Origin of the sequence: Rickettsia honei RB, assembly GCF_000263055.1 — a bacterium.
In the GTDB taxonomy this organism is placed as follows: Bacteria; Pseudomonadota; Alphaproteobacteria; order Rickettsiales; family Rickettsiaceae; genus Rickettsia; species Rickettsia rickettsii.
The window spans coordinates 167,914-189,198 of the sequence record NZ_AJTT01000001.1 but is presented as its reverse complement, the minus strand read 5'-3'; the positions used below and the strand labels follow the sequence as shown (position 1 = coordinate 189,198).

The following is a 21,285-nucleotide window of genomic DNA, read 5'->3' as shown; positions in this document are numbered from 1 at the left end:
TAATGCATCCTCCAAGTGGTGACTGCAATTTAACGATCCGGTGTTAAATAACCTAATCGAAGAATCTTTAACCGGTAACTCCGATATTGAGATGGCAATGAGTAATGTGCTAGCAGCGCAAGCACAGCTTAACCTTATTAATTCTTATAGATTTCCACAAATCAATTTACAAGGCGGAGCAAATCAAACAAAAAACAGTAAAGAAACAAAAGCACCGAATGAACCGAAATTCTCTAATAATTTGGGGCTAGCAAGCGTGCTTAATTACGAGCTGGATTTATAGAGGCAGCCACCAACGCTAGCGAATCGGCTAAAAAAACTTTCCTTGCAAGTGAGTATAGCAAGGCAGTGGTACGTTTATCAGTTATAAGTAACGTCACTATAAGTTACTTTAATCTTTTAGTATTAGACAAACAAATCTATCTAACTGAAAAGCTAATTGAGGCTCAAACGGAAATTTATAAATTAAATCAGAAATTATATAATCTTGGCATAGGTGATTTAATATCGGTTAGTGAAGCTGCTTCCGAGCTTGCACTTACTAAGTTGTCATTGCCGCCTTTAAAACAACAAAGACATGAGCAGGAAACCGCTTTAAAAATTTTAGTAGGTAGAATTCCTGAAAATATAGTAAACGGCTTAATTTATCGTAATAAACCAATAGATTACTTCCCTGCTCTACCGGTATTACCTAAAATATTACCATCAGAGCTTTTAGAGCAAAGACCGGATATTAAAGCAGCAGAGCAGAATTTACTAGCAGCAGATGTAAACTTAAAAACAATAAAAGCTACTTATTTTCCACAAATTTCTTTAACAGGCTTATTAGGATTCGGTAGCAATAAACTTAATACTCTGTTTACTAACTCAGCTGAGACTTGGCAGGTAGGCGGCGGCAACATAGCAGGACCTATTTTTGATTTTGGCAAATAACAATGCTTAAAACAATAATGCGGAATTTGATATTGATAACATTACTAGTACTAAATAGTAATATTAGTGGTTTGGGTAATAAAACATCATAATAAAAGCAGTAAACAAATCACTATAGCAGCTCCGGTTGAGGTAACACAAGTTATCAGAAAAGACGTATCTGATGTGATAGAACTTGCAGGAGTAGCCGAAACTGACCAAAGTGCCGATATTCAATCTCAAGTTACGGGCCAAATATTAAGTGTAAATTTTGATGACGGACAAGAAGTAAAAACAGGTGATTGATTATATGAAATCGATTTTCGTCCTTTTCAAAATCAATTACAGTAAGCACAAGCAAATTTACTAAGTGATACTTATAACCTTGAAAATGCTATAAAAGAAGAGGCAAGATATCGTGCTTTATACGAGGAAAAAGCCGTTTCGGAAGAGCAGTATTTACAGATGCTAACTAATATGAATATGCTTAGGGCTACCATGGAACGCGATAAAGCAATTATTGCAGATGCTAATTTACAAATCGAGTATTCAAAAATAGTAGCTCCTTTTGATGGTAAACTTAGTGAGAGTAATGTGGATATAGGTGATTTAGTATCGCCGGATTTTGTGCGTCTAGTAACTATCAATACTAGCTCGCCTATTTATGTCAACTTCTCCGTACCTGAAAAATATCTCGATCGTATTAATAAATCTCAAAAATCTAATGATTTAGCTTTGACGGTTAGAACCATAAGCGACCAAGAAATTAAAGACGGTGAGATCGTTTTTGTCGATAATTCGATTGATCCAAATAGCGGCACTATCAAAGTTAAAGCAACACTACCTAACCAAAACGAAATATTATGGCCGGGACAGTGTGTTCCTGTATCCCTAACGATTTACATCGAACAAGAGGCTTTAATAGTGCCGTCTAAAGCCATGCAAACTAACGAGGTCCTTATATATTTGTTGTCGATCAAGATAATAAAGCCGTGGTCTATAGATATAGTGTTTTCTAATGATGATTTTATTGTTATTAAAAGCGGTATAGATGAGGGAGCAACGGTGGCTGAGCGTTTATCTATGCTACCGGGTGTTGCACAGAGACAAGTTTACGGCTCACAGCAATATGCAGTGCGTGTGCAGATTGACCCTGTTAAAATGGCAGCAAATAATATAGGGCTTGACCAAGTATCAAACATTATCAGCTCTGCTAACGTTAATTTACCGACCGGAGCTTTATACGGTACAGATATCTACTCAAGCATTAGAGACCCTGGGCAATTACAAAATGTTAAAGAATATAATGAGTTAATATTAACTTATAAAAACGGTAATCCGCTTGTTCTTAAAAATATTGGGAAAGCCATTGATAGCGTAGCTAATAATAAAATAGCCGCTTGAGGGATAAGCCGGGGGTAATACTTGCTATTCAAAAACAACCGGATACTACTAATACTATTGAAATAGTCGACTCTATAAAAGAAGTATTGCCGTTGCTTCGCAGGCAAATCCCTGAGGGCATTAATATTAATATCATGTCTGATAGGTCAATTCTATATCAGAGAATGGGTAAATGATGCCAATTTTACTATGCTACTCGCTTTAATACTCGTAGTGATTGCTATATTTCTCTTTCTACATAACTGACGGTCCGTGATTATTTCGACTATTGCCCTTCCTTTATCAGTTGTCGGTACTTTTGCCTTTATATATCTATTCAGTTATAGCATCGATAATATGTCTTTAATGGCTCTAACGCTTGCGATGGGTTTTGTCGTGGATGATGCAATAGTAGTGCTTGAAAATATCACACGACATATGGAAAAAGGCGAGAGTAAAATAGCAGGATGTATTAACGGTACTAAAGAAATAGGATTTACTATCGTCTCAAGGACTTTATCCCTAATGACGATATTCATCCCAATATTATTTATGAGCGGAATTTTAGGGAAGCTACTGCACGAACTTGCCGTTGTTATTACTACCGCTATTTTGCTTTCGGGAGTTATCTCGATAACCGTAACTCCTATGTTATGTAATGTGTTTTTGAGGGATCGTCATTGCGAGGAACGTAGTGACGAAGCACTCTCAGGGCAACCAACCGAGATTGCCACGGCGTCTTTAACGCCTCGCAATGACGACCTACCACTAACCGCAAAAGCCTTTGAATATGTCAAACAAAAATATGGTAGCAGTCTAAAAACAGTAGTAGAGCATTCAAAAACTACTATGCTTATATTTTTCTCTTAGTAATCATCACAACGGTTTATTTATTTGGGAAAGTACGCAAAGGCTTTATGCCTTATTCCTATACGGGACAAATCTTAGTTTTTACCGACGCCACTCAAACTATTTCTTTTGATGCGATGGTGCAAGAACAGCAACAAGTAAGTGATGTATTACTTAAAAATCCTAATATAGATTCATTTTTTTCTGCCGTAGGTGTTTCAGGTAGAAACTCTGCCGTAAATCAGGGTACGATTTTGATTAGCTTAAAACCTCATGATCAAAGAATAGGAGCTGACGCCGTTATAGATCAGTTACGTTCAAAACTAAATCATTTAGTAGGTTTAAGGGTATATATCCAGAACGTACCTACTATTACGATCGACGGACCAGCAACCAAAAGCCAATATCAATATACTATGCAAGAACTCGATCAAGATGTGCTATTTAGCTTTGCACCGAAATTAAAGGACAAGATCGCACGACTGCCAGGTTTTATTGACGTAACTTCGGATTTACAAATAGCACAGCCATAAACTTTGGTGCAGATTGATAGATATAAGGCTGCAAAACTCGGTATATCAGTCGAGCACGTCCAGAATATCTTATATGCAGCTTACGGTGCTGAGCAAATTTCCACATTATACACCCCAACAGCTCAATATGACGTTATTTTAGAGCTAGATCCTAAAATATCAAACAGATTCGTCAATGTTATCTTTAGTCAATATTAACTTCGCAAGCGGCAATTTAGTACCACTAACTACCCTTGCTAAAATTGTTAATACTGTTGGCCCGCTTAGTATTTCACATTTCGGGCAATTACCTTCAGTGATGGTATCATTTAACCTGCAAGATGGATATTCAATTAGTGATGCGTTCCAAAAGTTAATCAAGCAATAAGAGAGTTACAAATACCGGCTACGATGACGGGAAGCTTCTAAGGAACAGTTCAGGCATATCAGTCGTCTTTTTCCGATCTTGGCTTATTGCTTGGACTTGCCGTTATAGTTATTTACATCATTCTTGGCATGTTATATGAAAGTTTTGTGCATCCTATAACTATAGGACTACCTACCGCTATATTGGGAGCATTACTCACTCTACTAATATTTAATAGCGAACTTGATATGTACGGATTTGTCGGACTTATAATGTTAATCGGTATAGTGAAGAAAAACGCTATCATGATTATCGATTTTGCCTTAGAACTTGAGAGAACTGGCAATAAATCTTCGGCATGAAGCAATTTATGAAGCATGTATAATACGATTCAGACCGATTATGATGACTACCCTAGCTGCCTTAATGAGAGCTATACCTATTGCGCTTGAAGTCGGAGCAACAAGAACAGAGAGAAGATCACTAGGGCATGCAGTAGTGGGAGGTTTACTCACACATTGCAATTACTTACTCTTTATACATCACACCGATAATTTGCCTATATTTAGAAACAGCTAAGAAATGGTTAAAGCATAGCAATTATAAAGCTGAAATTAGAAACTATCCGGAATTAAATTGGAAATCTTAATGTTGCTGTATGGCGCGAGAAACTCGTTCGGCGTTATACCGTGGCTTAACCACGATATCCAGAAAATAACTAAAAATACTAATAATATTAGTATTTTTGACTAGCTCCCGTGGACAAGCTACGGCGTAACAGTGGTATCAAGCGTGTTCAGTATTCGGCATCGTTTTCTCTTCTTCCAGCAACCGTAATTTCATCACTATCATAATTGTATCCGTTGTAGCAGGAGTATACGGTACAGGCGATGTGCTTACTAACTCAGAAGACTTTTGATCTAACTAGTCTCTTACTTCTCGTTTACCAAGCAATTCCATAGCATCATTTTTATTACTTTCTTTTATATATGCTTCAGGAAGATATGCCTTAATATATTCCATATCAGATGCGTTTTTTAATAAATAGGGTGATACAAATTCTAGTATGTCCTTACCGCTTCTTTTATAATTAGCAAATGAGTAAGCAACACAAATACCGTAGTCATTTAATAAATGCTTGTGTCTTGTCTGTTGAATGTTGTTTTGCAGATTCCACAGCTCTTAAAGCATATAATATCTGTTCTCTTGTTGCTTGAATAGAAACATCATCTGAAGCCATACCGTAAGCTTTTTCAAGCTCTTGATCTTTAAAAATGTAATTTTTTTGTTAATTCCTTTATTTCAGTAACAATAGGGTTTTGAAGGCCTTTTATAAAGGTAAGACTAGCAGTACTTGCTGAGAGTTTACTTTTCATAATATACCTATAAAATTAACATATTTCTATATTCAAATATTAATTTTTATTAATAAATAATAAACCTATTGGTAGTGATAAATATATCATATCAGAGATTGCTGTATATATCTAAAGACTGGAGATTTCTGCTTTTAGCTAAAGAATAGGCTTATTATATCGAACAAGCATTACTGCCGTTATCATCATCTTCAAGGATAAATTTTTGCTTTACCTTAGAATTGTTATTATACGGCTTACTATTTTTTACCGGTGGATAATTTACAGGCTCATAATTTGTAACGGGCGGGGCATAATTTTGATTTACTACAGCATTTGGACAAGTATATTTTGATATATCACGCTTAGTTTCTCTAAGCATGGCTTTTATCTGATTTAATTCCTCTTGTATCTTTTTTTCTTTATCACTATAGTCTTGTCTAACCTTTTTATTCGCTCTACTTAAAGTCATATCATCATCGGATTCAGCGAAACCGGCTTCTGCTTTTTGCCTTGCTATATCCCTTTTAATCATCTTAAGATACATTTCACGATTTCTCTTTACAGGATCAATTCTTTCTCCTCTTAAAGGACTATCACTATCATAGTCATCATCGTTATCATAATCAAGATTATCTTCTACTATATTCTTTTTAGCCAAAGTAATATATTTATTATTATATACAGGTTTTCTCTTGCCGCCTTTAGCACCTTTGCTATCAACCAATCTGTTATTTGCTGATCTTTGAAAATAGCTTCTAAAATTATCTGTACAAGCTGAAAGTAAAAACATTCCTAAAAATAATATTATAATTTTTTTTAACATATATTTATATTATTCCAAAACTTTTATTAGACTTCCTGTACAACTTAGCTAATAAGGAGGAATTTGTAGAAGACACGGAACGCAGCACCGCAGCGTACGCTTTGGTACGTGAGGATACGAGTACCGGATCGACACACAAATTACCCTTAGAAGCAAGTTATGCAAAAAGTCTAATATGATTAATGCCACATAATAGCCAAACTTGCAAGAATAAAGAGCCGAACTGCTATGTGCTTAATTAAATTATTATTATTCTGAGGTATTTTTGGTCTTGTTGTATGTCTCCACCCCGTCATTGCAAGCGACTAAAAGGAGCGTGGCAATCTCAGGACTTTAGCACGAGATTGCTTCGTCAAAACTTACAGTCTTTCCTCGCAACAACGGAAAACAAAATCTAAATCACCTCTTCTATTAGGTTACTTAATAGCTTATGCCCTTCTTTTCTCCTTTTTAATAAATTTTGTGAAGCATCCTCTAATATTTTTGGATTACTTATCAAATCGAGTATTTTATCTGCTAATTTTCCTGCAGAAATATTATTCTGCTCTAAACACCATCCTGTTTTTTCATCTTCCAATAATTGTGCATTGTAATATTGATGATTATCCGCAGCACTAGGCAGTGGAATAAAGATTGCCGGCAACCCTATATAGGTCAATTCTTCTATAGTAGATGCTCCTGCTCTTGAAATCACTAAATCGGCTTCTTTATATTGCAATGCCATATTATCAAAAAATTCAGCAAAGTCATAGGTAATGTTTAATTTCGAGTATATATCTTTTATTTTTACTTGATCATCTAATGCCGCTTGCTGGATTATATTTAATTCAAGACTTGGCTGTTTTTGCATCAAAATTTGGATACTTGCAGGTATCAGCTCTGAAAATAACTTAGCTCCTTGACTACCGCCAAAGATGAATATTGTAAAAAGCTTGTCATTCCGTGGCTTAACCACAGAGTCCAGTGCTTTTATTAAAGACTTTTTGGACCCCGTGGTCAAGCCACGGGACGACATTTCTATAACCTTTAATTCCCTAATATTCTCTCTAACTACCCCACCGGTAACTACTATTTTACTTTTTGCAAATTCCGGTAAATTCTTTATTTTTTCATAAGAAATAGCTATCTTTTTAGCAAAGCTTGCAAAAAATTTATTAACTTTTCCAAGGTAAGAATTCTGTTCATGAATTATAATCGGTACTCTTAAAAAAATTGCCGCAAACATTGGAGCTATAACAGGATAACCGCCAAACCCTACAGTAACGGAAGGCTTCATATTATATAATAATTTAATAGCCTTTAAAACTGCAATTGATAACCTAGGTAAAAACAAGAAAATATTACCTGAGGGTTTTAAATCTAGGATATGAAAAATTACTTTCATATCCTGCTTTATATATTGTTTGCATCTTAAATCAGTAATAAAATGAACTTCATAGCCACGTTTGATTAATTCTTCTCCAAGAGCAACTGCCGGGAAAAAATGTCCCCCCGTCCCTCCTGCTACCAAAATGATTTTTTTCATATTTCAATATTACGAATTTTGTACGAATTTAACGGCGTTCGGTATCTTGTAAAGCCAAGAAGCATACCGGTAGCGATAGCTATTGCAAGCGTTGAAGAACCACCGTAACTAATAAACGGTAATGTCATACCTTTAGTAGGAAGTAAATGTAAAGTCACACCCATATTAATTATTGCCTGAAGCCCTAATTGTGCAATTATACCGCTAGCAGCGAATTGTACAAATTTATCTGTTTCGTTTAATAACTTAATAAGACTTCTTAATACTATAAAAGCAAATATACCTATAACAATAAGGCAAATAATAGCTCCAAACTCCTCACCTGCTACAGCAAAAATAAAATCCGTATGCGAGTCGGGTAGTACCTGCTTGACTGCCCCCTCCCCTGGACCTCGTCCATATAACCCGCCATGCTCAAACGCCTTAAGAGACTTACTAATTTGATAATTCTCGCTACTATCTGGATCTAAAAACGAATTAATTCTTTGCGTTACGTGCGGTAACCAAAAATAAGCAATAGTTACTCCTATCATTCCTAAAAAACCGGCTAAAACAATCCAAAATATCGGCATACCAGCAATAAACAGTTGAATACCGAAAACTGCCGTAATCATTACAAGCATTCCAAAATCCGGCTGAATAATTAAGAGAATAGCAACAATAGAATAAAGTATTACACAAATCGTAAAACTTGGAAAATCATCATTAAATTTTAGCGATAATATCCAGCCCGTAACAACTGCAAAAAACGGTTTGATAAATTCCGAAGGTTGAATAGATAGACCTAGAATATTAATCCATCGCACTGCGCCTTTTACTTCATGGCCAAAAAATTTAACTGCTATTAATAAAACTATACTAGCAATAAATCCAACTATTGCAAAACGCCTTAACCATTTTTTATTAAGACATGAAAATAATAATATAAGTCCTGAAGCGGCAGCTAAATAAAATATTTGTCTAGATGCAAAATAACTTTCTTCAAGACCTATTCTACTTGCTACTGCTGAACCTGAGGTAGTAACAAGCATTAGACTAAAAGCAAATAAGATAATTAAAGAAATTATTATTTGCCTATCGGTACTCCGCCACCATAATTTTATAAAGTTATTAGATATTTCGTTATTCATATTATAGTTATTCAATTATGGCTATATTTATAATGTTATTGCATGGATCGGAAAACACTCTCGATGTCACTCCGTGGCTTGACCATGGTATCCAGAAAAACAATAAAAAATACTAATATTATTTAGTATTTTTAACTAGACCCCGTGGTCAAGCCACGGAGTGAGAGGATACTACACAATTTTATAAACAACTCGCCACGCTCTTCAAAATTTTTAAACTGATCATATGAGCTACAACTAGGTGCTAACAAGATATTTTTTACCTCCGCGTTATCACCTACTGCATCCTTATAAGCAAGATCGAAAGCCTGCTCAAGATTATCACATATTACAAAATCTACTATATTCTTAGCAGTATTTGCAAATATTTCTTTAGCTTGACCATAAAAATAAGCTTTCTTAATTTGACTGAAATAAGGCTTTATTTCCTCAATACCACCCTCCTTAGGGATTCCTCCCGCAAGCCAGTAAATATTATCGAGTGCTTTAATTGATTGCACGGCAGATATGGCATTTGTCGCTTTACTATCATTGTAAAAACTTATATTATTTATACTACCGATATATTGCATTCTATGAGGTAAACTTTGAAAACTACTTATAGATTCAAGTATTTTTTTAGGTTCTACTCCTATTATTTTAGCTACTGCATAACTTGCTGCAATATTCTCACAATTATGAACTCCTTGCAGGTTTTTATTAAAAGGTACAGCATAATGCATAAAGCTTGATACAAGCGAATTTTGCAGGTCTTGCCTGTGCTCACGTATTTTTATACACTCCGGCTCCGCAGGCTCACCTTGAAATTCATCTTGTCTAAAACTTTCTGAATTATGCTGTAATTCAAAACTTATATCATCAAAAAAATTAGCGCTAAGTTTATCATCAACTACCGAAATACCGTTTTCAAGAATTTGAGTAACCGAAAAAGGAATTAGCTTTATACGCTGCTCTTGCTGCAATTTTATAAAGACTTCACGACAATAATCATTATCGATATTAATTACCGCATAACTCTCTTGATCCATTCGATCAAAGATCTTAGATTTTGCTGCAATATAGCAGGTCATATCCTGATGTCTATCTAAATGGTCAGGAGTTATATTAAGAAGCACGGCTATTTTAGCTGTAAAGGTTTTTACTAGATCTAGCTGAAAAGAAGACAATTCAAGTACATATCCATCCTTACTTGCTTTAGCTTGCAAAGCAGAAACTCCAATATTACCGGCAACCGGATAGTCTAAACCGCTACTATTTAAGATATGGCTTATTAAAGCAGTAGTAGTACTTTTACCGTTTGTACCGGTTATAGCTATAAATTTTAAGTTTTTTGATTTTGCAAATAATAAGTCTATATCGGAAGTGATTGGAATATTAAAACTTTTTGCAATATTGACTATCTCATGCGTTAAAGGAATTCCAGGACTTAAGACAATTGTATCTAAATTTTGCCATCTTGAATCAGATAAAGCAGCAATAGCGGTTTTACTATATAATTCTTCAAATATATCTCTATTTGCTTTTAAATCATCATAAACAATTACATCATATTTATTTTGCAATTCCTCGTAAACCGATATACCGGTTTTACCAAGCCCAAACACACCTATTTTTTGTTTTGTATGAGAATTCATGAATTAATTTGAAAAAACATTGCAGTCTTAGTATTCAAGAACAGGTATATGAAGATCAACTTCAAAAAGAGCAAGGAGTTTAAAAGTCGAGGAGCGGAGCGTATACTTAATACGTAAGCACCGCAGATCTTGTAAAACGACGTAGCCAATTTTTGAAGTTGATCAAGTATACTAATGCATGTCCTGCATTAATGCTTGTTCACCTTCATTAAATTCACCTTGTCCTTTTACATTACTGTAAGTTGTTTTGCTATGCCCAGGATCAGGTAAATAATAATGAGGCGGAACTTCTAGTGCTTTAGCACGCTGTACTTGATACTCATTAGGTCCAACTGTTGATATACCTACGGTTTCTTTTAACTTTTTACTACAAGCAGAAGTAATTAATAAAGCAGTAAATAATAAAAAAATCTTTTTCACTTAAACACCTATAAATTAAAATTAAAATAGCCTCCTTACAAAATGAACTTCTAGAGGTAATTTGTACGTCAATCCGGTACTTGAATCCTCACGTAGGTCTACTACGCTACGGTTCTGCGTTCTGTGTTTCCTTCAAATTCCTCTCTATAAGTTTAATTTTGCAAGGAGGCTATTTTATCGTTACCACCCTTATCGGTATTACGAATTTTTTCAGCCATAGCTTCAATTTGAACATTATCATAATTCCCTTTAGCCTTTTCTTCAATAACTTTTTTAGTACTATAATAATCTTCTATTAAGATAATTACTCCTATTGTAATAAAGCAATCAGCTAAATTAAATACGGGGAAGCTATAATTCTGACAATGAAAATGGATGAAGTCAAAAACTGCTCCTCTCAAAAATCTATCAATTAGATTACCAACAGCTCCGCCGATTACAAAGCTATAACCGGCAAAGCTTCCTATCGTTTTTGAACGTATCATCAAATAATATAAATAACAGACAATAATCGTGTTCGTTATTAAGAAAATAGCATTGCTATATTGATAATATTCACGCATTAGACCAAAGCTAATACCATAATTCCAAGTATAAACCATATTTAAGAAAGAAGTAACCTTAAGCATTAAGCCCGGCTTCCATCTCAAATTATCAATAAACCACCATTTACTTAACTGATCAATAATCACTAAGGTTATTATTATACGACTACTACGAGCAAATGTGAGATATAGTTTTTTTAGTAGTGGGAGCATAATTGTAAATGTCATTCCCGCGAAAGCGGGAATCCAGAAAAAACAACCTTAAATTAATACAAAATTATATATTTGATAAAATAAACCTATAAAAAACAAGTTTTTTATAGATTTTACTAGATTCCCACTTTTGCGGGAATGACATAAGAGTCGTACAACACCAAGTTGATTACGGTATGACAAGGATTCACTCTACAATGAAACAACTGTGGCTGCTTTATCAGCTTGCAATTCCTTATCAAGCTTAACACTTAAAGTTTTTATTTCTTTTTTAAATTGTTTAAATTTCGCTAAATTTTTTCCGTTTAATTCTATACCCGGTGTTGTTTTAACTGACATAGGATTAACATGTTTGCCATCAATTTTAACTTCATAATGTAAATGTGGAGCTGTAGCTCTGCCGGTACTTCCGACATATGCAATGATTTGTCCTTGTTTTACGATACTTCCCACTTTTAAATTTTTTGCAAAACTTGAAGCATGCGCATAAGCAGTAGATAGCGTACCGCTATGTTTTACCTGAATAAATTTTCCATAACCCGACTTCCAACCTATTTCTGTTATAACTCCGTTTCCTGCAGAATATATAGGCGTACCGGTTGGAGCTGCAAAGTCAACCCCCTTATGCATTTTAGTATAACCGAGTATCGGATGCTTTCTATTACCGTAATGTGAAGAAACTTTTATAACTTTTAGCGGAGTTTTAAGTAAGCTTCTTTTTACGCTTTTACCGTCTTCGGAAAAAAATGCATGATTATTTGCGTTATTGTCATGAGAATAACGATATATATTATATTCTTTCCCTGAAAGATTTAATGAAACATATAGAATTTTACCGTGGTGGGAAAATTTACCATCTTCCGTTACGTATTTTTCCGTTATTACGGTTGCAGTATCACCGCTTTTTATTTGACGCTGAAAATCGATTTGATAAGCATAAGCATTAATCAGCTCTATTATACTGTTATCTGATAAGCCCAGTTTTTTAAGAGCTGACATAAAATTTGCCTCAATACTTACCGACAATTTAGCAACTTTTTTACTTAAAGGTACTACAATTTCTTCAACTTTAAAATTATCACCTTCTCTAATTACTTCAATAGTTTTTAGCTTATCGATAATTATAACGATTTTATTTAAGAATGCTACCTCTGAGGTTAAATCTTCATCCTCGTTTTCGATAATTTTTGTTTCATATTCAAAAGTAATTTGCTGCCCTATTTTAAGAGCAGAAGATAATTTTCCCTCTTTTATTAAACTTACAATTTTGTCTATTTCATTTTTAGGGATATGTTGTTCTATCAAAATTGACTTTATAGTATCGCCTTTTTTTACTACTACTTCTTTAGATGAAATTGTTTCTTCTTCACTACTATCAGGTTGTACTAAAGTTATGGATAAAGTGTTGTTAACATAATTATTAACGGCAAAAGAGACAAAAACAACTAATCCTATAAATAATAATAAGGAGGCAGAGGTGAGGATTTTCCTGAGACGTGCACTAATAAAAGATGATGGTAATATGCCATTAAAATCATAAGATAGTGCGGTATCATTCATTAAAATTGCTCTGAAGATTATTTGAATCAATTTTTCATTACTAGTAATAATATGAACTATATACAAACAAATTACAATAGAAAATTGTAAAATTTTGTTTTATTTCTGTCTTAATTAGTTTTTTATTGATTAAAATTTAATTTTTATTAACTTATATAGATAAATATTATGCCTAGACTTTTCCTATTTGTATTAATTTTTTATTAATTAAATCTTATGTCCTGCTCATCTAGCCATAATACTGTAAAATTACCCAAAATAGAATATTATGAGAATATTTCTTTAAATAAAAACTGTCCTAATAAATAGTGAAATAGTTCTAGTAGTCGGTTGTTTTGATTTATTACATTACGGTCATATAGCATTTCTACGCAAAGCTAAAAAACACGGTAAATACTTAATCTTTGCTTTAGAGCCGGATGAAACCCGGATGAAACAATTATTAAATATAAAAAACGTCAACCTATCCATAATCAATTACAACGAAAAAATTTTAAGTTCTTTCACATTTGTTGATAAAGTACTTATATTACCTAAACTAAAAGATTTTAATGATTATGCTCGGTTAGTGCAAAATATTTGTCCTGCTGTAATCGCCGTAACAAAGCACGATCCTCAGTTAATAAATAAATTCAAGCAAAATTAAGAAATGCGAAAGTAATAGAAGTTATTGACTTACTGCAACATCCTAATATAGGTACACTTTCTAGCTCAAATATTATTAAAAATATGTAGTTTTTACAAAAATTTATCGATTTTTACTTTAATAAAAGTGTATATCCATTTATATTAAATGTAAATAACTTTATACGTACTATGAAAAATATTATTAGACATCTTTCCAAACCAGCTTATAGAGAGGAATTTAAAGAAGACACTTCCCCTCGAACCGCAGAGTACAAAAGCGTAAGTGAGGATTCGAGTACCGGATTGACGTATACATTACCTCCAAAAGCGAAATTTGGAAAAATGTCTATTGCTTTAATTTGTTTTTTAATTGTTAGCAGTAATTGCTTTGCTTCCGAGCCGTTACCTTGGCAAGTAACGTTCCAGCCGCCGGCAAGTCCGATTATGGAGGAATTACATCATTTTCATAATTTTCTGCTTTATATCTCAACAGCTATTGTTTTATTTGTTGCCGGATTACTTGGCTTTGTATGCATCAGATTTAATGCAAAAAATAATCCCGTACCGGCAAAATTTTCACATAATGTTTTAATAGAAATAATTTGGACTGTAATACCTATAATAATTTTAGTTATTATTGCAGTGCCGTCTTTTAAAATATTGCGTCATGCCGAAAAAATACCCGAAACGGATTTAACTATTAAAGTAGTAGGTTATCAATGGTATTGGCATTATATATATCCTGATCATGATAATTTAGAATTTGATAGCGTAATGATCTCTGATGAGAATTTAAAACCTAACCACAAAAGATTATTAGATGTTGATAATCGAATTGTTATCCCTGAAAATGCTACCGTAAGGTTTCTCATTACCGCAGGTGACGTAATACATAGTTTTGCCGTTCCATCACTTGGATTTAAAATAGACGCAGTCCCAGGCAGAATAAACGAAACCTGGACAAGAGTGGCTAAAAAAGGCGTATATTACGGACAATGCTCCGAACTATGCGGCATTCATCACGGCTTCATGCCGATTGCTATAGAAGTAGTAAGTAAAGAGGATTTCGACAATTGGATTGCAAGCAAGAACAAGACTGCTATGAATGGCAAGAAGCCAAAATTGGCAGCTAACTAATTATATTTAGAAGTTCTATGGAAAATTATAATACAAAAATATCTGAACTAGATAAATTACTAAACGATATAACCGATTCTAATCGACATCAAGAAATTATTAAGTAGTGATGATTCAGCAGGTAAAAAAGCATGGTAATTTATAACGAAAGTATTTTATAAACTAAAACTATTACTTTAAATTTTTTAATATATGACTAACCACAATAACCCTTATCCCCATCTTTTTCCTAAACAAGCAAAAGAAACGATATTTTTAAAACATTTTATCCATAATCTAAATATAATAGTCGGAGATTACACTTATTACAATGACGCTAATCACCCTGAGAAATTTGAATATGAAAATGTTAGAGGAGCTTATTTTGCTAAATTGATTATAGGAAAATTTTGTGCTATTGCTATTGCTATGGGTACTAGTATAGTATTGTTGTCGGTAATCCTGCAAAGATATAGATTTCCTGATGAGATAGTTGAGCAATTACTTGAAGGTGGGATTGGGATTATGATAAAATCACTCGGAATATTCCGGCAATTGTTGGAGCAGATATCGCAAAATTAAAACAGGCAGAATAATAATTATGGATATAACTACTACCGAAATTTATTACGATGGCCACCACACCCCACAAGGTTGGAAGCGATGGCTTTTTTCTACCAATCACAAAGATATCGGCATTATGTATATCATATTTGCCGTTTTTGCCGGAATTGTCGGAGGTTTGTTCTCACTGCTTTTTAGGTTAGAGCTTGCAATACCCGGCGGCACTTTCTTAAATCATGATTTCCAGCTATATAACGTGCTTATCACAGCACATGCGGTTATTATGGTATTCTTTATGATTATGCCGGCTTTGTTCAGTGGCTTTGGTAATTATTTCGTACCTCTGTTAATAGGGGCTCCCGATATGGCATTTCCACGCCTTAACAATATCAGTTTTTGGCTACTAGTGCCTGCTTTTCTTTTACTTATGGGATCAGCTTTTGTTGACGGTGGGCCAGGAACGGGCTGGACGCTCTACCCTCCTTTAAGTAATTTAAGCGGTCACCCCGGTGCAGCCGTTGATATGGCTATTTTCAGTTTACATTTAACCGGTCTATCGTCAATCCTTGGATCAATTAACTTAATCGTTACTATCTTTAATATGAGAGCTCCGGGAATGGGGCTTTTCAAGATGCCGTTATTCGTTTGGTCTATTTTAGTTACCGCATTTCTAATAATTCTTGCGATGCCGGTACTTGGTGGAGCTATTACTATGCTACTTACAGATCGTAATTTTGGAACTACTTTCTTTAAGCCTGACGGCGGCGGTGATCCTGTATTATTTCAGCATCTATTTTGGTTTTTCGGTCATCCTGAAGTATATATCGTAATACTTCCAGGCTTTGGTATAGTAAGTCAAGTTATTTCAACTTTTTCACGCAAACCTATATTCGGCTATCAAGGTATGATCGGGGCTATGGTGATCATAGGCTTTGTTGGATTTATCGTATGGGCTCACCATATGTTTACTGTTGGGCTTTCTTATAATGCACTTATATATTTCACTGCCGGAACGATGATTATAGCAGTTCCGACGGGTATTAAAATATTTAGCTGGATAGCGACTATGTGGGGTGGTTCGATTACATTCCCAACTCCTATGCTATTTTCGATAGGATTTATTATATTATTCACGATCGGCGGCGTAACCGGCATAATCCTATCAAATTCGGCACTTGATAGAGTTCTGCACGATACATATTATGTTGTTGCACATTTCCATTATACGATGTCGCTCGGTGCTTTATTTACAGCATTTGCAGGCTTTTATTATTGGTTTGGCAAAATATCTGGTAAACAATATCCGGACATTTTAGGCAAAATTCATTTTTGGATTACCTTTATAGGCGTTAATTTAACTTTCTTCCCGCAGCATTTCTTAGGTCTTGCGGGCATGCCAAGAAGAATACCGGACTACCCTGAAGCTTTCGCCGGCTGGAATATGGTTTCGTCGATAGGAGCAGGTATTTCCATGTTTGCTGCCCTTTATTTTGTATTTATCGTTTTCTATACGCTAAAATACGGCAAAGATTGTCCAAACAATCCTTGGGGAGAAGGAGCAGACACATTAGAGTGGACACTTACCTCACCACCGCCGTTCCATACTTTTGAAACACCACCGCATATTGAGGGGTAATAGTGGCTTTGCTGCGTGGATGCCAAGTCATCATCATTGCGAGGAGTTGCGTTAGCAACGACGCGGCAATCTCATAAGATAATATAAAAAAAACTCCTGAGATTGCCACGTCAGCATAAATGCTGGCTTACAATGACAGGACCTTTATGAACTGTCCGGTACTATGAAGAATGACATAGCTGACAGAAAAATAATAAAATGATAATAAAATGTATAAAAAACCGATAATAGGTGTTACACCTGATTTAGCTCAAAATTGTGAAAAATATACTTACGCTGCTTTTCCATGGTACGCCTTGCGAAGAAACTATACCGATGCGATTATTGCAGCCGGCGGTGTACCGCTATTATTACCTTATCAAAGTGATACAATAAATCAGCTTATGGAACTTGTTGATGGTGTTGTAATGCCAGGCGGTGATGAGGACATACATCCTAAATTTTATGAGCCGGAATACGCCGAAGATATAGTAGTTTCCAATGAAGAACGTGATAATTTTGAGATATTAGTTTTAAAGAAAGCATTAGAGAGAGATATTCCGGTTTTAGGAATATGCCGAGGTATGCAGTTATTAAACGTTATTTTTAAGGGTACGCTTATTAAACATATTCCTGATTATATTGAAACTGTAATTAATCATACACAACCTTCGCCTAAAAACATCGTTTCGCATGCAATTAATATAGAAGCAAATACTAAACTTGCTAAAATAGCTAATAATCAGCTACAAACTATGGTTAATTCGACTCATCACCAGGCTGCTAAACAACTTGGTAATGATCTTATCGTATCTGCAACAGCAGAAGACGGTATAATTGAAGCCATTGAATCAACGAAACATAAATTTGTTATCGGCGTTCAATGGCATCCTGAATATCTTAACGATAATGGAGTAGATTTAGAATTATTTAAAGAATTCGTAAAAGTTAGTAAGTAAATATTAGTTTTTAACATCATTAGATGAACATATTACAAACGCTTTATTATATTCATATCCAAGCGGCCAACAACATACGGAATTTTTAGAGCGTTCATATACGAAAGTAGAACCTCTACCATTGCCTGCTAGTTGATACTGACCATAAATTACAGGTCCACACTGTTCTTGCCAAGCAATTGAATATTTTACCCGATTATCTTGCACATCCCATTGTTGTAAACAGCCGCTAATAATACAATTCATTTCAGTCACAAATAGTTTAACCAATTTTTGTATTACCAAATCTTCTTGTTGTTCTACTTGTATATTATCACAATAAGCTATATGTGAGTTTAAATTATTAGCATAAGCTCGTGATATTATAGAGACTATATATAGTAAATAATATAATAAAAATTTTCATATGATACCTTATTTATTAAATTTAAATTAATATATTTAAAGATATTTAATAAGAAACTAATAATCAAATATTATTTATTGTACTATATTATCATTTTAAATAAGATTTCGGACCTTTGATCTGCTATATTATCGTCAAAAACATTATTATTTATGACTGCTGATTATTCTTTTTTGAAAAGTTTTGCTGAGTATCTCATTGATAAATTAGGTAAAGATACAAAAGTTCAAATAATATTGCCTAATAATTTCTCATGCCTAGAATTAAAGAAGATTTTAACCGATAAATATAAAATTAAATTACCTATCATTATTCCTTTTAATTCTCTTATTTCAAAAAAAACCGATTCGGATTATATATCTAAAATAGAAGAATTACTTATTTTATCATCCATTATCACCGAATATAAAGAATTACCTTTGAATAAAAATGAATCATTAAAAGCTGCAGAACTTTTAAGAAAATTGTTTAATGATCTTATAATCAATAATATCGATATAAAATTAATTGAAGTCTATAACAATTCTAACTATTGGCAAAAGATTTATAAATTTCTAGAATATTGCTTTTTAAGATGGCAAGAAGAAATATCGTTTACTCAAAAACAAACTAAAGCAGTTTATAAATTAAAGCTATTACAAGAAGAAATAATAAAAATAAAAACAGGACATAAGCAGGTAATACTCGCCGGAATATTCAAGCCTAATGTTTTTTTAAAAAGATTTGAAGAAGAATTAAAGGATTACATAGTTCACTATAATCCTGCCTCCAAGCAGATTAGCGATGGTATATCTTATTATGAACCTAATGACATTTATGAAGAAACTAAACAAATATCTTATATATGTAGCCGTAATAAAGACAGACGGATTGCAATCGTTACAAATAATAATAAGCTTAAAAGAGTATATTGTAATTTTTTAGACAAATATGAAGATCTACTAGGTAATGACTTAAGGCTTACTAATATAGGTGAATTACTAACTTCCATTATTAAAATATTATGTAATAATTTTGATTTAAAACTTCTATTTTTATTACTTAAAAATCCTTTAATTAACTGCCCTACTGTGCAGCAGTTAGAGTTAATGCTATCTAATAAAAACCGTTTTATATCCTCACCGAAATATTTATTGCAATTACAATTTGATAATGAGGATATAAGAGAGTATTGCCGTAACTTAATAGATATTTTATTTACCGATACTCCACATAATATACAAGCTATTCTAACCTTAACTAAAGAAATAACTGAAAAACTTTTGCCTACTATTTGGGAAAAAGAAGGAGGAGCAGAACTACTTGAGTTTTTAACAAATTTAACTGCATATAGTAAATATATAAATTCAACGGATAAAAAGGATTTTCCTAAAATTTTTTCTTTTTTACTTTCTAATATCAAATATTACAAAAATACTGACGCTGCTAGTATTATTATAGGACGGCCTGAAGATTTAGCATTATGTGAATTTGACTTAATTATATTACCGCATTTTAATAATGAAAACTGGACACTTAGTGCTAAAGCTCACCCATGGCTTAGCAAGAAAGCCTTGCAGATACTAAATATGGATTACGATGAAATTGCCCCTACTCTATATTCAGATTACTTCAATTTATTTCTACAAAATAAGCAAATAGTTATACTGAATGCTAAAAAATATGATGGGAAACTGTCAGTGCCGAGTAATTTATTTTTGAAGCTAGAAAAATGTTCTGTGTCACCCCGTGACTTGATCACGGGGTCCAGTAATTATATGGATACCGTGGTCAAGCCACGGTATGACAGGAGTATTGAGATCCACAGCCCCTCTTTCCCAACCACCTTATCAGTAACCGAAATAGAAACATTAATAAGAAACCCATACGGTTTTTATGCTAAGAAAATTCTTGGACTACGTAAAAAAGATCATATATGGGAAGAGCCTAAAATATCGGATTTCGGTAATTTGATTCATAAAGTTTTAGAGGAATATTCTAAAAATTACGACAAACAATATATTAATTTAAATTTGCTTGATAAACAAAATGCTTTAATAAATATCGGTAATCATATTTTATATAGCACTATTTTACCAAGCTACACAAAAAAAACTTGGCAAATAAAACTCACGGCTTTCAGCAAAGCTTTTATTTTATTTGATATAGAACGCCGAAAAAACTGCAAAGAAATCTATTTTGAAACTAAAGGGGAGTTACAGCTAAATATTGTAGGTCAAGATATAAAAATAATCGGTATAGCTGACCGAATTGAAATAAGTAAATCAAACAATATCACTATACTAGATTATAAGACCGGTACTATTCCGACTAAGAAAGAAATAGAGCTTGGACTCTCTCCACAACTTATCATAGAAAGTTTGATGTTACTAGAAAACGGATTTACGAAATGTAATTCTCTGTCCCTTTTATGTCATCCCCAGCCCCTTTTGTGTTATTCTCGCGAAAGCAGGAATCCAGTTATAAATAACAATATTACTATCGCCTACGTAAAAATCACTAGTACCGAACCTTATGTGCACACAACGGAAATAGCTTTAAGCATCGAGACTTTAAATAGACATAAAGCAGGATTAGTAAAATTACTTGAACATTATATTACAAATAAATTCTTTTCTTATGATTTGAATTTATCAAAGTATAATGATTATTTGCATTTGAGTCGATAGGCTAATTATGTCATTCCTGCGCAGGTGCATGGGTGTCAACTTAAGACTCAATGTCATGCCCGTGTAGGCAGGCATCCAGTACTTTAAAACTTTTTTTA

20 protein-coding genes and 6 pseudogenes are annotated in these 21,285 nt (G+C 33.6%); 17 read left to right on the top strand and 9 right to left on the bottom strand.

From position 1 onward, the window contains the following. The first annotated feature begins 40 nt into the window (after window positions 1–40). The 10 genes and pseudogenes from WSW_RS1000000113465 to WSW_RS1000000114060 form a co-directional block, all read left to right on the top strand. Complete coding sequence (locus WSW_RS1000000113465) at window positions 41–283, top strand: TolC family protein (protein ID WP_029374928.1); 243 nt, start codon at window positions 41–43, stop codon at window positions 281–283. 65 nt (window positions 284–348) lie between these two features. Further along, entirely contained in the window at window positions 349–933 is a 585-nt protein-coding gene (locus WSW_RS0101100) for a TolC family protein (RefSeq protein ID WP_274378102.1), read from the top strand. Between the two features lie 66 nt (window positions 934–999). Then, complete coding sequence (locus WSW_RS0101095) at window positions 1,000–1,218, top strand: biotin/lipoyl-binding protein (protein WP_014410664.1); 219 nt, start codon at window positions 1,000–1,002, stop codon at window positions 1,216–1,218. Between the two features lie 90 nt (window positions 1,219–1,308). Beyond that, window positions 1,309–2,492 (top strand): annotated as a pseudogene (locus tag WSW_RS1000000113460) (efflux RND transporter periplasmic adaptor subunit). A gap of 76 nt (window positions 2,493–2,568) precedes the next feature. Then, entirely contained in the window at window positions 2,569–3,165 is a 597-nt protein-coding gene (locus WSW_RS1000000113455; protein WP_016916736.1) for an efflux RND transporter permease subunit, read from the top strand. 47 nt (window positions 3,166–3,212) lie between these two features. Next, a pseudogene (locus tag WSW_RS1000000113775) lies at window positions 3,213–3,875 on the top strand (efflux RND transporter permease subunit). Then, entirely contained in the window at window positions 3,853–4,044 is a 192-nt protein-coding gene (locus tag WSW_RS1000000114070; RefSeq protein WP_016916734.1) for an efflux RND transporter permease subunit, read from the top strand. The pseudogene WSW_RS1000000113775 and the gene WSW_RS1000000114070 overlap by 23 nt, the downstream one beginning before the upstream one ends. 86 nt (window positions 4,045–4,130) lie before the next feature. Continuing rightward, entirely contained in the window at window positions 4,131–4,385 is a 255-nt protein-coding gene (locus tag WSW_RS1000000114065) for an efflux RND transporter permease subunit (RefSeq protein ID WP_410525655.1), read from the top strand. A gap of 40 nt (window positions 4,386–4,425) precedes the next feature. Continuing rightward, window positions 4,426–4,602 (top strand): efflux RND transporter permease subunit, encoded by a 177-nt coding sequence (locus WSW_RS1000000113450; protein ID WP_016916732.1) that lies wholly within the window; start codon window positions 4,426–4,428, stop codon window positions 4,600–4,602. A 69-nt stretch (window positions 4,603–4,671) separates the two neighbouring features. Then, a pseudogene (locus WSW_RS1000000114060) lies at window positions 4,672–4,773 on the top strand (permease); the annotation flags it as partial. Window positions 4,774–5,553: 780 nt separating this feature from the next. Here WSW_RS1000000114060 and WSW_RS0101030 read toward each other — a convergent pair. From WSW_RS0101030 to WSW_RS0101000, 8 genes and pseudogenes are all read right to left on the bottom strand, one after another. Beyond that, window positions 5,554–6,204 (bottom strand): hypothetical protein, encoded by a 651-nt coding sequence (locus tag WSW_RS0101030; RefSeq protein ID WP_016916730.1) that lies wholly within the window; start codon window positions 6,202–6,204, stop codon window positions 5,554–5,556. Window positions 6,205–6,598: 394 nt separating this feature from the next. After that, window positions 6,599–7,729: an undecaprenyldiphospho-muramoylpentapeptide beta-N-acetylglucosaminyltransferase gene (murG, locus tag WSW_RS0101025; RefSeq protein WP_016916729.1), complete on the bottom strand. Its 1,131-nt coding sequence runs from the start codon at window positions 7,727–7,729 to the stop codon at window positions 6,599–6,601. Continuing rightward, a complete protein-coding gene (gene ftsW / locus WSW_RS0101020; protein ID WP_016916728.1) occupies window positions 7,726–8,859 on the bottom strand; it encodes a putative lipid II flippase FtsW in 1,134 nt (377 codons plus the stop codon). Before ftsW ends, murG begins: the two co-directional genes overlap by 4 nt. 131 nt (window positions 8,860–8,990) lie before the next feature. Beyond that, window positions 8,991–10,493 (bottom strand): UDP-N-acetylmuramoyl-L-alanine--D-glutamate ligase, encoded by a 1,503-nt coding sequence (gene murD / locus WSW_RS0101015; RefSeq protein WP_016916727.1) that lies wholly within the window; start codon window positions 10,491–10,493, stop codon window positions 8,991–8,993. 171 nt (window positions 10,494–10,664) lie between these two features. After that, window positions 10,665–10,913: a membrane lipoprotein lipid attachment site-containing protein gene (locus WSW_RS0101010; RefSeq protein WP_016916726.1), complete on the bottom strand. Its 249-nt coding sequence runs from the start codon at window positions 10,911–10,913 to the stop codon at window positions 10,665–10,667. A gap of 39 nt (window positions 10,914–10,952) precedes the next feature. Further along, window positions 10,953–11,062: pseudogene (locus WSW_RS1000000111390) on the bottom strand (palindromic element RPE1 domain-containing protein); the annotation flags it as partial. Window positions 11,063–11,065: 3 nt separating this feature from the next. Then, complete coding sequence (lspA, locus tag WSW_RS0101005; protein ID WP_016916725.1) at window positions 11,066–11,671, bottom strand: signal peptidase II; 606 nt, start codon at window positions 11,669–11,671, stop codon at window positions 11,066–11,068. 192 nt (window positions 11,672–11,863) lie between these two features. Further along, window positions 11,864–13,231, bottom strand: coding sequence for a M23 family metallopeptidase (locus tag WSW_RS0101000; protein WP_016916724.1), 1,368 nt, complete (start codon window positions 13,229–13,231; stop codon window positions 11,864–11,866). Between the two features lie 286 nt (window positions 13,232–13,517). On the opposite strand from WSW_RS0101000, the pseudogene WSW_RS1000000113765 reads away from it, so the two are divergent. From WSW_RS1000000113765 to WSW_RS0100970, 6 genes and pseudogenes are all read left to right on the top strand, one after another. Beyond that, window positions 13,518–13,613 (top strand): annotated as a pseudogene (locus WSW_RS1000000113765) (adenylyltransferase/cytidyltransferase family protein); the annotation flags it as partial. Window positions 13,614–13,661: 48 nt separating this feature from the next. After that, window positions 13,662–13,877 (top strand): hypothetical protein, encoded by a 216-nt coding sequence (locus WSW_RS1000000112630; protein WP_238528419.1) that lies wholly within the window; start codon window positions 13,662–13,664, stop codon window positions 13,875–13,877. Between the two features lie 170 nt (window positions 13,878–14,047). Beyond that, window positions 14,048–14,995, top strand: coding sequence for a cytochrome c oxidase subunit II (gene coxB, locus WSW_RS0100990; RefSeq protein ID WP_016916723.1), 948 nt, complete (start codon window positions 14,048–14,050; stop codon window positions 14,993–14,995). A 192-nt stretch (window positions 14,996–15,187) separates the two neighbouring features. Further along, window positions 15,188–15,570 (top strand): annotated as a pseudogene (locus tag WSW_RS1000000109025) (acetyltransferase). A 5-nt stretch (window positions 15,571–15,575) separates the two neighbouring features. Then, entirely contained in the window at window positions 15,576–17,174 is a 1,599-nt protein-coding gene (ctaD, locus tag WSW_RS0100975; protein ID WP_016916722.1) for a cytochrome c oxidase subunit I, read from the top strand. Between the two features lie 209 nt (window positions 17,175–17,383). Continuing rightward, window positions 17,384–18,112 carry a gamma-glutamyl-gamma-aminobutyrate hydrolase family protein gene (locus WSW_RS0100970; RefSeq protein ID WP_010977188.1) on the top strand — a complete coding sequence of 243 codons (729 nt, stop codon included), beginning with the start codon at window positions 17,384–17,386 and terminating at the stop codon, window positions 18,110–18,112. 3 nt (window positions 18,113–18,115) lie between these two features. Here the strand turns inward: WSW_RS0100970 and WSW_RS0100965 are convergent, their stop codons facing one another. Next, a complete protein-coding gene (locus WSW_RS0100965) occupies window positions 18,116–18,358 on the bottom strand; it encodes a hypothetical protein (protein ID WP_238528417.1) in 243 nt (80 codons plus the stop codon). Window positions 18,359–18,670: 312 nt separating this feature from the next. On the opposite strand from WSW_RS0100965, the gene WSW_RS0100960 reads away from it, so the two are divergent. Next, the gene (locus WSW_RS0100960) at window positions 18,671–21,187 is read left to right on the top strand and encodes a PD-(D/E)XK nuclease family protein (protein WP_016916721.1); all 2,517 of its coding nucleotides are present in this window, start codon (window positions 18,671–18,673) and stop codon (window positions 21,185–21,187) included. Window positions 21,188–21,285: the final 98 nt, after the last annotated feature.